Below are 12,585 nucleotides of genomic sequence, written 5' to 3'. Positions count from 1 at the left end.
TTTAGAAGAACCCGAGCTTGGACGCGCTGTAGGAGACCAGCAGGTTCTTGGTCTGCTGGTAGTGGTCGAGCATCATCGCGTGGTTCTCGCGACCGATGCCGGACGACTTGTAGCCGCCGAACGCTGCGTGCGCAGGGTACTGGTGATAACAGTTCGTCCACACCCGACCCGCCTGGATGCCTCGGCCGGCGCGGTATGCCGTGTTGGTGTCACGGGACCAGACGCCGGCGCCGAGGCCGTACAGGGTGTCGTTGGCAATCGACATCGCGTCGTCGAAATCGCTGAACTCGGTCACCGAGAGGACCGGACCGAAGATCTCCTCCTGGAAGATCCGCATCTTGTTGTTGCCGGCGAAAATCGTTGGTGCGACGTAATATCCGCCCGACAGGTCACCACCGAGGTCGACGCGTTCGCCTCCCGTGATGACCCGAGCACCCTCCTTCGTGCCGATGTCGATGTAGGACAGGATCTTCTCCAGCTGGTCGTTGCTCGCCTGGGCCCCGATCATGGTGTCGGTGTCGAGCGGGTTGCCCTGCGTGATCGCCTTGACCCGCTCGGTGCCGGCCGCCAGGAAGGAGTCGAAGATGGGCTGTTGGATCAGTGCCCGGCTCGGGCAGGTGCACACCTCGCCCTGGTTGAGCGCGAACATCGCGAAGCCCTCGAGTGCCTTGTCGTAGAACGAGTCGTCTTTCGCCGCAACGTCGTCGAAGAAGATGTTGGGGCTCTTGCCACCGAGCTCGAGAGTGACCGGGATGAGGTTCTCACTCGCGTACTGCATGATCAGCCGGCCGGTCGTGGTTTCACCGGTGAATGCGATCTTGCGAATCCGGTTGGACGAGGCCAACGGCTTGCCGGCCTCGACACCGAAACCGTTGACAACGTTGAGAACTCCCGGTGGCAGCAGGTCGCCGATGAGCTCCATCAGCAGGAGGATCGAGGCCGGCGTCTGCTCGGCAGGCTTCAACACGACACAGTTGCCGGCCGCCAGCGCGGGCGCCAGCTTCCAGGTGGCCATCAACAGCGGGAAGTTCCACGGGATGATCTGGCCGACGACGCCCAGCGGCTCGTGGAAGTGGTACGCAACGGTGTCGTCGTCGATCTGGCTGAGGTGACCCTCTTGGGCGCGAATGGCGCCGGCGAAGTATCGGAAGTGATCGACAGCGAGTGGCAGGTCGGCGGCCAGGGTCTCGCGGACCGGCTTGCCGTTGTCCCAGGTCTCGCCCACCGCCAGCATCTCGAGGTTCTGTTCGATCCGGTCGGCGATCTGCAACAGGATGTTGGAACGCTCGGTGACCGAGGTCTTGCCCCAAGCCGGCGCGGCAGCCCAGGCCGCGTCGAGGGCCTTCTCCACGTCGGCCGCAGTCGACTGCGCGACCTCGGTGAAGACCTTGCCGTTGACCGGCGAGACGTTCTCGAAATATTTCCCCGAGACCGGCGGCACCCAGTCGCCACCAATGAAGTTGTCGTAGCGGGATTTGTAGGAAGCAGGGCTGCCCTGCTCGCCCGGCCGCGCGTAAATCGTCATGCTGCGTGTCCTCCTGGCGGATGGTGCGTGCGTGCCAGGCGTCGTCACCCGGCGTGTGACGCAAATTACATTTCGCAACGTTGCGTGAACGTTGCGTCGGTCAGACCCCGCGCAGGCGGCTGACACGGGCGCTCACCGTGTCGCTACGCGGCGAGCTCGGATCCATCAGGGTCTGGGCGGCCTCCCACAACCCGAGATCCTCACGTCCGTGGACGGTGTCGGCAAAGCGGAGCAGCAGGTCGGAGTCCCCGTGCGCCAGCACGCAGTTGCGTATCCGCATGTGCAACTGATCGCGGATCTGGATGACACCTGGAGCGTCGGAGTCGGTCAGCACGGGGCCGCGATATGCGCTGACAGCTGCGCCGATCTCACCCCGGTCCAGGTGCTCTCGCACCACGGCGAGGTCGGAGGTGACCGGATCGGTGAAGCGGTAGGGCCGCGATGCCAGCAGTCCGGGCGGCAGCAGTCCGCGCAGCCGAGAGATCTCCGCACGCAGCGTGACCGAAGGCCGGTCGTCGTCGCTCAGCTCGACCGCCAACCGACCGGCGCTCATGCCATCCGCAGCCTCCGCCAGCAACAGCAGCATCTCGCTGTGCCGCAGCCCGAAGCGGCGGACACTGTCGCCGTTCGACAACGTCGCACCCGGGATGCCGAGCACGGTCAAGCGATGCCCGCCGGACCGCCGGGACGGATCGTGCAGCGCCATACGTGAAGTCAACCTGGTGAGGCGGAGCTGCGCCTCGACCGCGGCGACCGTGGCACCCACCAGCGCGAGGCTCTGTGGAGTCACCGCCTCGTCGCCACCGGTCAGGTCGAGCGCGCCGAGCATGGCGCCGGTGTCCGGATCGTGAATCGGTGCGGCCGAGCAGCTCCACGGCGTCACCTGCCGAGCGAGATGCTCGGCGCCACGGATCCGCACGGCGCGGTCGACGGCGAGTGCTGTGCCGGGCGCGTTCGTGCCGACCGAGTGCTCCGCCCAGTCGGCGCCGGGAAGGAAGAGCATCTGCTCCGCACGCCCACGGAGAGTGGCATCACCCTCGACCCACAGCAGCCGGCCCGCGGCATCACTCACCGCGACCAGGAGTCCGGCCTCTGCCGCGCTCTCGGTCAGCAGCGACCGGATCAGCGGCATGGTGTCGGCGAGCGGGTGCGGTTCCCGCAAGGCACGCAGCGCGTCGTCGGCGAGCGGCTCCTGGCGCAATTCGGCCTCGGGATCGAGTCCGTCCGACAGCGACCGCAACCAGGACTGATAGACCTCCGGCCGAACCTGGCTGGGCGTGCGTTGCTCCAGAAACTCCTCGCGCGCCTGCTCGGCACGTCGACGTGTGTCGTCGCGCCGAGGGCTCGGTCGGGACAGGGCCATCGCCCAACGGTAGCCGGGTGAAGCCGGGGCTCGCCGGCTGTCGGCCTCCGTCCGTACGCTGGCCGGTATGACGATCTCGATCGGTGCACACGTGGACCAGCAGGACCCGATCGCGGAGGCGGCGGCGCGCGGCACGGATGTCGTGCAGTTCTTCCTCGGCGATCCGCAGAGTTACAAGGGCCCGGTCGTCGCGTATGACGGGGGCGCGGCGAAGCTGCGCGCCGACGCGGAGGCCGCAGGAGTGACGGTCTTCGTCCATGCGCCGTACCTGATCAATGTCGCCACGCTGAACAACAGGATCCGCATCCCGAGCCGCAAGTTGCTGCAGCAGCACATGGACGTTGCGGCCGAGATCGGCGCGGCCGGGCTGATCGTGCACGGCGGCCACGTCAACAAGACCGACGACCCGGCGAAGGGCTTCGACAACTGGCGCAAGGCGATCGAGGCCACCGACTGCAAGATCCCGCTGCTCGTCGAGAACACCGCCGGCGGCGACAACGCGATGGCCCGGCAACTCGACCGGATCGCCGATCTCTGGGAGGCCATCAGCCAGGCCGACGGCCATGAGCAGGTCGGCTTCTGCCTCGACACCTGTCACGCGTGGGCCGGTGGCATTCCGCTGGCCGAGGCGGCCGAGCGCATCCACGAGATCACCGGTCGCATCGATCTGGTGCACGGCAACGACAGCCGGGACACCTTCGATTCCGGCGCCGACCGACACGCCAATTTCGGTGCAGGACAGATCGATCCGGACGAGCTGGTCGGTGTCGTACGAGCAGCCGGCGCACCCGTCGTCTGCGAGACGCCCGGCGCCGCGGACGAGCACAAGGCCGACATCGCCTGGCTGCGCGAACGTCTCTGACGTCATGCGGGTCGAGCGTTGCCCTGAGTAGCTCGCGAGGAACGAGGGGGCGTATCGAAGGGTAGCGGCGAAGAACGATAGTGCGGGTCGAGTAGCGGCGAGGAACGAGCCGCGTATCGAGACCTCGAGGTTTCGATACGTCTCCCCCGCTGCGCTCCTCCGACTACCCTTCGACACGGCCTCCGCAGGCTCCGGCCTGCTCAGGGCGACGCTCAACCAGCTTGAGTGGTTCAGTCGGGCGACCGAAGGGCGCACAGGGAAAATCACTCAGGCCGGCGGAGCCGACGACGAGGAACGAGTGTCGGCTCAGTCGGCGTGGCTGACCATGTTGACGACCGTGCCATCGGGCGCCTGGACGAAGAACCGGCGCACACCCCACTCCTCATGAGTCAAGGGATGGACGATCCGGTAACCGCGTCGCTGTGCCTCGGCGTACGCCGCATCGACGTCGGCGACGTGTACCGAGATCGCGGAGTCGACGGGAGCGGTCTCGTCCTTCGTCACCAACTGGACGCAGGCGCCGCTCTGGGGCGCGCTGCGGTGGACCACCCAGCCGAGGTTGAAGCCCTCGTCCGTCATACCGAGGAACTCGCCGTAGAACTCGTCAGCGCTGTCCATGTCGGCGACCGGCAGGTTCGCCGTGACGTCACGCGCCAGTGCCGGAGACGTCGGCAGCTGCGGGTCATCCTCGCGTTCGTTGAACATCCAGCGATGCCCGAAGGGGTCGTGCAGCACCGCAATCCGCCCGTGCGGCGTGTCCTCCGGCTCTCGATCAACCTGCGCACCAACGGTTTTCGCCTGCCGCACCACCACGTCGACGGCCGTCGTCTCGACGTGCAGCGACACCGCGTTGTGCTGCCCCCGCACGGGCGCGGCGACTCCTGCACTGTCGAACTCGTCGGACAGCATGAAGGTCGCGTCCCTGCCGATCGTCAGCTCGACGTGCCCGATGTGCCCGTCGTCCATGAAGATCGGCTCGAACGACACCCGAGCTCCGAATGCGCTGCGGTACCAGTCGATCGCCGCTCTCGCGTCTTCGACCGTGAGGTACGGCGTGATGCTCATGACCGCTCCGCCTCGCCGGACGCGACTCCCTGCCAGTCCCAGTGCGGCATCGCCAGCCCGGCAGGCACGTCATCGGCCGATCCATGGAACCCGTACATCGGGCCCCAGGTCGCCCACATCCAATAGTCCAGAATCGCTTGGTATGTCTCGGGATCGGCGTCGATCCCGGCATCCCGCAATGCGCCCGCGAAGCAGTCGACCGCGCGCTCGTTCATCACCTCGTGCTCACCGTTGCCACTGTGCAGGCGGACGACTTCGGCATGGTCGCCGTAGCTCCCGCTGTATGCCGCAGGCCCGCCCAGTGCTTCCCCGAGGTATGCCGCCAGTCGGTCGACATGATCCGGTTTCGTGCGGCCGTGGAACGCGTGTGCCACCACCGGATCGGCCATCGCCCGCTCATGCCAGGCCGCGGCGATGCGCGTCATACCCGCCGCGCCGCCGGCCGCGTCGAAAATGGATTCCTTCGGCATGAGCACTCCTCCGACGCCAATGTTTACGCGTACACGCTACTGCTTCGCGCCATACACGATCAAGACCAGCGAAGCTCGTATGTCGAACCTCTCCCGCTGCGCGGCGAGGGCCGATCCGCAGGCCGCCAGCGCCGCAAAGCCGTTCGCGGCGGCATCCCGACGCACTGTCTCCTGCACGGTCGGCCGGTCGAGGCCGCGCTTCGCACGCGCCGTTCGCGCATCCAGCAGCGCGGCGCCGAGAATCAGTCGCCACGCCGCCGAATACCGTTGTGCTGCCTGCTCGGACGAGCAACCCGCTACGAGCAGCGACTCGAGGACGTCATCGGTCGCCCGGGCCGCGGAAGGGGCCATCAGGTCGCCACGGGTGAGCGCGTCCAGCACCCACGGACGATCGGTCAGCTCCCGGTGCAGCATGAGCAGCACCTCCACCGCCCGCTCCGCACCGGGCTCCGGCAACGCGGGCCAGTCCACCTCCGCGAACTCCGCGTCCAACAGGGCCACCAACAACTCGTCGCGTCCGGCGTAGTGCCGGTAGATCGCCATCGGCGTGACGCCGAGGCGTGAGCCCAGTGTCCGCATGCTGAGCACGGGGGCACCGTCACCGCGGACCAGCTCTCCGGCCACCTCGAGAATGCGCTCGCGGGTCAGCGCGGAGCCGCTGCGCGCCGCACCTGCTCTCCCGTCCCGTGCCACCAGCCGAGCGTATGACAACGAAGCCGACACGAAGTTGCCGATACGTACTCCCGAGCGTTCTTGCGTGGTTGAATCCGATTCATGAGAGGTTCACACCGGCTCCGCTTCGTGGATGTGCACGGCCACCGCCGCGCGTTCGTCCGAACCGGCTCCGGGCCGGCCCTCCTCCTGCTGCACGGGGTCGGCTGCGATCACACGACCTGGGACCGGGTGATCCGGCCGCTCGCCGAGGATTTCACCGTGATCGCGCCCGACCTGCTGGGTCACGGCAAGTCCGCGAAGCCTCGCGCGGACTACTCGCTGGGTGGCTACGCGAATGGCATGCGGGACCTGCTCGCCATCCTCGACATCGATCGAGCGACCGTTGTCGGACACAGCTTCGGTGGTGGCGTCGCGATGCAATTCGCCTACCAGTTCCCGGAATTGACCGAGCGGCTGATCCTCGTCGCGCCGGGTGGCGTCGGACCCGAAGTGAGCCCCATCATCCGGCTCGCCACCGCGCCCGGTTTCCGGCAGCTGATGGGTGCCCTCACTCTTCCCGGCGTCAGACACGTCAATCGGACCGGCTTGCGCCTGGCACACGCAGCACGACTGCCCGGCACTCGCGACGTCGACGAGATCGCCAAGATCTACGACTCGCTCGCCGCACCCGGCGCTTCCGCGGCGATCCAGCAGGTGTTGCGCGGGGTCGTCGACCGTCATGGTCAGTTCGTGACGATGACCGATCGTGCGTACCTCACCGATGCGATGCCGATGTCGGTCATCTGGGGTGCGCAGGATCCGATCATCCCGGCGTCGCAGGCGCAGGTGATCCGGCGATTGGCGCCCGGTGCCCGTGTCGAGATCATCGAGGACAGTGGGCATTTCCCGCACCGCGACCACAGCGAGCAGTTCGTCCGGATCGTGCGTGACTTCATGGCGACGACCGCGCCGGCGACATACGACCGGGAATGGACGCACGAGTTGCTGCGCGGCAAGCGCGGTCCGCGCAGCCGTCGGGGCGCTACGAACCGCCCGATCGCCGCACTGTCCAGCTGATCCGCCGCCCACCGTCCGGACCACCCGACCGGCCACTTGGCGGGCGGACTACCGTCGGGACGTGGACCTCGTCATACGCGCCCGGCAGGACTCCGACCTCCCCGCCCTCGTCGATCTGTTGGGTCGGCAGCAGCCCCAGACGCGCTACCCGTTCGTATGGCCGTTTCCCCGACCTATCGAGGAATTCCTCAAGCGATCGACCGAGCTGCGCGCATGGGTCGCCGAACTCGACGGGGAGATCGTCGGTCACGTGTCCGTCACCTTCGCGGACGACGATGCCATCGGTAAGTCCTGGGCAACCGCACACAACGTCGAGCTCGCTGAACTTCGTTGCGTTTCAGTCTTTTTCGCTGACATCAGCAAGGCCGGTCAGGGCATCGGGTCACGGCTGCTGGCAACTGCGACCGACTTCGCCATGGCGGACGGCTATCCGGTGCTCGATGTCGTCGCCGCGCACGAGACACCGGTCAATCTCTACCTGCGACGGGGCTGGCAGCTCATTGAGACCACCCAGGCACCCTGGCATCCCGAGATCGAGCTCCCGATCCATCTGATGATCCTGCCCAAGCCCAGCGGATCGAGTAGCGGCTGAGCAACGAGGCTGCGCCCGAAGCGGATCGAGTAGCGGCTGAGGAACGAGGCCGCGTATCGAGATCAGGGAGCAGGAGCGCCGCTCTGAGTAGCCGAGAGCCGGCGCCCGAAGCGGATCGAGTAGCGGCTGAGGAACGAGGCCGCGTATCGAGATCAGGGAGCAGGAGTAGCGTCGGCGATATGACGAAACTGGGTTATCAGATCCCGAATTTCACCTATCCCAACGTCTCTGCCGATCGCCTCTTCCCGACCGTCGTGCAACAGGCCAAGGAAGCCGACAGCAGCGGTTTCGACACGGTCCTGGTGATGGACCACTTCTACCAACTCCCTGGGCTCGGGCAGCCGGACGAGCCGATGATCGAGTGCTACGTCCTGTTGTCGGCACTCGCTCAGCACACCGAGCGAGTGCGTCTGTCCGCGCTCGTCACCGGCAACACCTACCGCAACCCGACCCTGCTCGCCAAGGAGATCACCGCACTCGACGTCGTCTCCGGCGGCCGTGCGCAGCTCGGGATCGGTGCGGGCTGGTACGAGCTCGAACACGACTCTCTGGGCTACGAATTCGACACGTTCACCGATCGCTTCGAGCGCCTCGAGGAAGCGCTGCAGATCATTCTGCCGATGCTGCGCGGCGAACGCGCGACGTTTGACGGCAAGCGCTATCAGGTGAAGGACGCGGTCAACTCCCCCGCGCCGCTCAGCCGGGTGCCGATCATGATCGGCGGCGGTGGCGTGCGCAAGACGCTGCGGATGGTCGCGCAGTATGCCGACGAGTCCAACATCATCTGCGCCCGTGAGGACATCCCCGCCAAACTGAAGGCTTTGGACGAGCACTGCGAGCGACTCGGCCGGGACCGGTCGCAGATCACCGTCAGCTACCAGACGACGGCATGCATCGCGCCGTCGCATGAGGAAGCACAACGTGATCTCGACGCGTACCTGGAGCGCAACCCGGCGGCGAAGGATCGGGTTGCCTCGACCATCGTCGGTGCACCGGACGAAGTGGCTGCGGCATACAGCGAGCTGTTGACCTCCGGCATCGACGGCATCACGGTGAACGCCCCTGCCAACGGCCATCTTCCGGGCCGGGTGCAACTGCTCGGCGAGACGCTCGCGCCGCTGGTCAACTAGCTCGGGCGGCATCGCACCTCCAGGGCAGGAGAGTGTCGCCGTCGGAGTGCGCCTCGGGGCGACTCAGTCGTCCCCTGGGGAGCTCACGATGTCCGGCCGTGCGGTGCCGCGCCTAGTGTCAGCGGTCCAACTGGCGAGCAGGTCCAAGCGTTCCTGGCTCTCCGAACCGACTTCGGCGGTGTAGATCAGGAATGACAGGCCCGGCTCTGCGGTCAGTTCCAACCCTTCGTAGTCCAGCGTGAGATCGCCGACGAGATGGTGGTGGAACTTCTTGGTTCCCGCTCCGTGCCGGCGGACATCGTGGGCGCCCCAGCGGGTGCGGAAATCGTCCGAGCGGGTCGAGAGTTCTCCGATGAGATCGTGCAACTGCTTGTCCCGCGGGTCGCGCCCGGCCTCGGTACGCAGGATGGCGACGGTGACCCCGGCCGCGGTGTCCCAGTCGGGATAGAAGTCCCGGGAGCGGTCGTCCAGGAACTGGAACCTGGCGAGATTGCCTCGTCCCGGGCCGTGGAGCACGTGGTCGTAGAAGGCCGCGCCGAGCGGATTCGTCGCGAGGATGTCCATCCGGCCGTTGCGCACGAAGGCCGGGCCGTCGGTGATGACTTCGAGTGCGCGCAGCAGGCTGGGACGCAGTACCCAGGTCGCTGATCGGCGCCGTTTCACCGGTTCCGAACCGCCGTGGGCGACACGGGCGAGGTCGAACAGGTGCTCGCGCTCGGCGTCGTCGAGTTGCAAGGCCCTGGCCACTGCGTCCAGAACGCCGTCGGAGACGCCTGCCAGGTTCCCGCGCTCGATCTTGGAGTAGTACTCGACGCTCACGTCCGCCAGCGTCGCCACCTCGTTGCGCCGCAAGCCCGGCACCCGCCGGTTCCCCGAGACCGTCAGGCCCGCTCGGTCAGGGGTGAGTTTGGCTCTGCGTGACATGAGGAACTCGCGCACCTGGCTCCTGTTGTCCATGGTGACAACGCTACGGCCACCCGATGGACCGTGGGATTCCCTGGCGGTACACCCTTCATCAGGGACTCCCTGCCCGGCGCCGAACAGCGTTCCATGGATCTTGTCACCAGAATCCATGGAGCCACGAGGAGAAGACCTTGGCAGACAACAGCGCGAGCACCGGCTGGACCGGCGGACAGAACGCCTTCGGGGATTTCGCACCGGGCATGGTCCACTTCACCGACAAGGTCCTCTTCGACGAGGTCTGGGCGCGTCCCGAACTGTCCCGGCGCGACCGCAGCCTGGTGACGATCTCCGCGCTCACGGCGCTGGGGAAGATGGACCAGCTGCAGTTCCACCTCGCCTTCACACGGCAGAACGGTGTCACCGACGCCGAGTTGAAGGAGGCCTTACTGCACCTGGCCTTCTACTCCGGCTGGCCCAACGGCATGGGTGCCACTTCGGTGCTGAAGAACATCATCGAGAGCGAAGAGCACGGAGAAGAGCATCGAGACTGACCTCCCCGCGGCACGCGGTGACGCTCAGTGAACGAACAGCTGCGTACTTCACACGAATCCAGGAGACATACATGACGGACAACGCATTCGACCAGGTCTTCCCGACGGGGGAACCCAACGACGCCTTCGCCCAATACTTCATCGGGCAGAGCTACAACGCCCCGATCGTCGAAGGTGGGGTGCCGGTGAACAACATCACCTTCGAACCGGGCTGCCGGAACAATTGGCACATCCACCACGGGCAGAACGGCGGCGGCGACCAGGTGCTGCTCTGCACCGCCGGCTCCGGCTGGTACCAAGCCGAAGGCGAAGACCCGATCAGCATGGAACCCGGAACGGCGGTGCGGGTCCCGGCGGGCACCAAGCACTGGCATGGCGCCAAGGCCGACACCTGGTTCAGCCACCTTGCCTTCATCACTCCGGGCGACGCGCTCAGCAATGAATGGCTCGAACCCGTCACGGACGAGGCCTACGGCCGGCTTTCCCGGAACGGAGCGAACGCATGACCGTCCTGAACGAGACCTACGTCGCCAACAACGGCATCACGATCCCCAAGCTCGGATTGGGTACCTGGTTCATCGACGACGACCGGGCCGCCGAAGCAGTCCGCGCAGCGGTCGAGATCGGCTACCGCAACATCGACACGGCTCACGCCTACGGTAACGAGCGCGGGGTCGGCGAAGGGGTTCGCACCTCCGGTACGCCGCGCGAGGAGCTGTTCGTTTCGACGAAACTCGCTGCGGAGATCAAGGGGTATGACGGAGCCGTCGCAGCCATCGACCGCTCCCTCGCCACCATGGGACTGGACTACGTCGACCTGATGCTCATCCACGCGCCGCAACCTTGGGACGACTTCCGCGGCGGCGACTACTCCGAGGGAAATCTTGCCGCGTGGAAGGCCCTGGAAGAAGCGCACCGAGCAGGCAAGATCCGCGCCATCGGTGTCTCCAACTTCCTCGCCACGGACCTGGAGAACATCTTGGACCACGGCACGATCGAACCATCCGTGAACCAGATCCTCGTGCACGCCGGAAACACACCCGCGGAGCTGATCGCCTACTGCGAGGGCAAAGGCATCGTGGTCGAGGCCTACTCCCCCATCGCGCACGGAGAGATCCTGCGCAACGAGCGGGTCGCGGCGATCGCCGCGGAGTACGACGTGTCCGTCCCGCAGTTGTGCATCCGCTACACCCTGCAGTTGGGCACGGTGTCGCTTCCGAAGACGGGCGATCCGGCGCACATGCGCGCCAACGCCGACGTCGACTTCGTCATTTCCGAGACGGACATGGCAGCACTGCGGGCACTTGACGAGCGCGACTACGGCGAATCCGGCGCCTTCCCCGTCTACAGCGGCCACTGAACGACGACCGTGAAACGACCGGGCCCGCGGCCGCCGATGATTCAGCAGCTGCGGGCCCGGTGCGCGGTTCCTCCGGGACTACCAGCCGCGCTCGGCGAACTGGATCGACCGCGCCGGCTCGTCGACGTTCAGGCCGACCATGGCCTCGCCCAGGCCGCGCGAGACCTTGGCGATCACGTCGGGGTCGTCGTGGAACGTGGTCGCCTTGACGATCGCCTCGGCGCGCTGGGCCGGGTTGCCGGACTTGAAGATGCCGGACCCGACGAACACACCCTCGGCGCCGAGCTGCATCATCATCGCCGCGTCGGCCGGGGTTGCGATGCCACCGGCGGTGAAAAGCACGACAGGCAGCTTGCCGGCCTCCGCGACCTCCTTGACGAGCTCGTACGGCGCCTGCAATTCCTTTGCGGCGACATACAACTCGTCCTCGGGCAGGCTCTGCAGGCGACGGATCTCCTGGCGGATCTGACGCATGTGCGTGGTGGCGTTGGAGACGTCGCCGGTGCCGGCCTCGCCCTTGGAGCGGATCATCGCGGCACCCTCGGTGATGCGGCGCAGCGCCTCACCCAGGTTGGTCGCACCGCAGACGAAGGGGACGGTGAACTCCCACTTGTCGATGTGGTTGGTGTAGTCGGCCGGGGTCAGCACCTCGGACTCGTCGACGTAGTCGACGCCGAGGCTCTGCAGGACCTGCGCCTCGACGAAGTGACCGATGCGCGCCTTCGCCATGACCGGGATCGAGACGGCCTCGATGATGCCGTCGATCATGTCCGGGTCGCTCATCCGCGAGACGCCGCCCTGGGCGCGGATGTCGGCCGGCACCCGCTCGAGCGCCATGACCGCGACAGCGCCGGCGTCCTCGGCGATCTTCGCCTGGTCGGGCGTGACGACGTCCATGATGACGCCGCCCTTCAGCATCTCCGCCATACCGCGCTTGACGCGCGCGGTACCGGTCTCGATCGCTGCAGTCACTTCCGGTTCTCCTCATCGAACGACGACGTTTTCACCAGAATACCGCCGGCTTCGGCAGCTT

The 12,585-nt window shown here is 66.7% G+C and carries 14 protein-coding genes; 7 read left to right on the top strand and 7 right to left on the bottom strand.

Going from position 1 to position 12,585, the window contains the following annotated elements:
- Nucleotide 1: 1 nt before the first annotated feature.
- Both adh and ACZ50J_RS10085 read right to left on the bottom strand, forming a co-directional pair.
- On the bottom strand, nt 2-1,525 hold the full coding sequence (adh, locus tag ACZ50J_RS10090) for an aldehyde dehydrogenase (protein ID WP_464301144.1): 1,524 nt from the start codon (nt 1,523-1,525) through the stop codon (nt 2-4).
- A gap of 100 nt (nt 1,526-1,625) precedes the next feature.
- On the bottom strand, nt 1,626-2,888 hold the full coding sequence (locus ACZ50J_RS10085) for a GAF domain-containing protein (RefSeq protein WP_464301143.1): 1,263 nt from the start codon (nt 2,886-2,888) through the stop codon (nt 1,626-1,628).
- Nucleotides 2,889-2,955: 67 nt separating this feature from the next.
- Here ACZ50J_RS10085 and ACZ50J_RS10080 point away from each other — a divergent pair, with 67 nt between their 5' ends.
- The gene (locus tag ACZ50J_RS10080; RefSeq protein ID WP_464301142.1) at nt 2,956-3,750 is read left to right on the top strand and encodes a deoxyribonuclease IV; all 795 of its coding nucleotides are present in this window, start codon (nt 2,956-2,958) and stop codon (nt 3,748-3,750) included.
- A 306-nt stretch (nt 3,751-4,056) separates the two neighbouring features.
- Here ACZ50J_RS10080 and ACZ50J_RS10075 read toward each other — a convergent pair whose 3' ends face one another.
- The 3 genes from ACZ50J_RS10075 to ACZ50J_RS10065 are packed head-to-tail and all read right to left on the bottom strand — an operon-like array spanning nt 4,057 to nt 5,978.
- Complete coding sequence (locus ACZ50J_RS10075) at nt 4,057-4,815, bottom strand: VOC family protein (protein ID WP_464301141.1); 759 nt, start codon at nt 4,813-4,815, stop codon at nt 4,057-4,059.
- Nucleotides 4,812-5,285 (bottom strand): globin domain-containing protein, encoded by a 474-nt coding sequence (locus ACZ50J_RS10070; protein WP_464301140.1) that lies wholly within the window; start codon nt 5,283-5,285, stop codon nt 4,812-4,814. Before ACZ50J_RS10070 ends, ACZ50J_RS10075 begins: the two co-directional genes overlap by 4 nt.
- A 36-nt stretch (nt 5,286-5,321) precedes the next feature.
- Nucleotides 5,322-5,978, bottom strand: coding sequence for a TetR/AcrR family transcriptional regulator (locus ACZ50J_RS10065; RefSeq protein ID WP_464301139.1), 657 nt, complete (start codon nt 5,976-5,978; stop codon nt 5,322-5,324).
- A gap of 81 nt (nt 5,979-6,059) precedes the next feature.
- Between ACZ50J_RS10065 and ACZ50J_RS10060 the strand changes: the two genes are divergently transcribed.
- The 3 genes from ACZ50J_RS10060 (at nt 6,060) to ACZ50J_RS10050 (ending at nt 8,738) form a co-directional block, all read left to right on the top strand.
- Nucleotides 6,060-7,016, top strand: coding sequence for an alpha/beta fold hydrolase (locus ACZ50J_RS10060; RefSeq protein ID WP_464301138.1), 957 nt, complete (start codon nt 6,060-6,062; stop codon nt 7,014-7,016).
- 61 nt (nt 7,017-7,077) lie between these two features.
- On the top strand, nt 7,078-7,608 hold the full coding sequence (locus ACZ50J_RS10055) for a GNAT family N-acetyltransferase (protein ID WP_464301137.1): 531 nt from the start codon (nt 7,078-7,080) through the stop codon (nt 7,606-7,608).
- A 179-nt stretch (nt 7,609-7,787) separates the two neighbouring features.
- Complete coding sequence (locus tag ACZ50J_RS10050) at nt 7,788-8,738, top strand: LLM class F420-dependent oxidoreductase (RefSeq protein ID WP_464301136.1); 951 nt, start codon at nt 7,788-7,790, stop codon at nt 8,736-8,738.
- Between the two features lie 63 nt (nt 8,739-8,801).
- Here the strand turns inward: ACZ50J_RS10050 and ACZ50J_RS10045 are convergent, their stop codons facing one another.
- The gene (locus ACZ50J_RS10045; RefSeq protein ID WP_464301135.1) at nt 8,802-9,695 is read right to left on the bottom strand and encodes a helix-turn-helix transcriptional regulator; all 894 of its coding nucleotides are present in this window, start codon (nt 9,693-9,695) and stop codon (nt 8,802-8,804) included.
- A 137-nt stretch (nt 9,696-9,832) separates the two neighbouring features.
- Here ACZ50J_RS10045 and ACZ50J_RS10040 point away from each other — a divergent pair, with 137 nt between their 5' ends.
- The 3 genes from ACZ50J_RS10040 to ACZ50J_RS10030 all read left to right on the top strand — a co-directional run bounded on the left by ACZ50J_RS10040 (nt 9,833) and on the right by ACZ50J_RS10030 (nt 11,552).
- Nucleotides 9,833-10,192 (top strand): carboxymuconolactone decarboxylase family protein, encoded by a 360-nt coding sequence (locus ACZ50J_RS10040; protein ID WP_464301134.1) that lies wholly within the window; start codon nt 9,833-9,835, stop codon nt 10,190-10,192.
- 71 nt (nt 10,193-10,263) lie between these two features.
- Nucleotides 10,264-10,698, top strand: coding sequence for a cupin domain-containing protein (locus ACZ50J_RS10035; protein ID WP_464301133.1), 435 nt, complete (start codon nt 10,264-10,266; stop codon nt 10,696-10,698).
- Complete coding sequence (locus ACZ50J_RS10030) at nt 10,695-11,552, top strand: aldo/keto reductase (protein ID WP_464301132.1); 858 nt, start codon at nt 10,695-10,697, stop codon at nt 11,550-11,552. The genes ACZ50J_RS10035 and ACZ50J_RS10030 overlap by 4 nt, the downstream gene beginning before the upstream one ends.
- Before the next feature lie 78 nt (nt 11,553-11,630).
- Here ACZ50J_RS10030 and pdxS read toward each other — a convergent pair whose 3' ends face one another.
- Nucleotides 11,631-12,524, bottom strand: coding sequence for a pyridoxal 5'-phosphate synthase lyase subunit PdxS (gene pdxS / locus ACZ50J_RS10025; RefSeq protein WP_464301131.1), 894 nt, complete (start codon nt 12,522-12,524; stop codon nt 11,631-11,633).
- Between the last annotated feature and the right edge of the window lie 61 nt (nt 12,525-12,585).

The sequence above is a fragment of the Flexivirga sp. G2 genome, from assembly GCF_055397625.1.
Note: the sequence above shows the minus strand (reverse complement) of the source record. Positions and strands in the feature narration are given on the sequence as shown.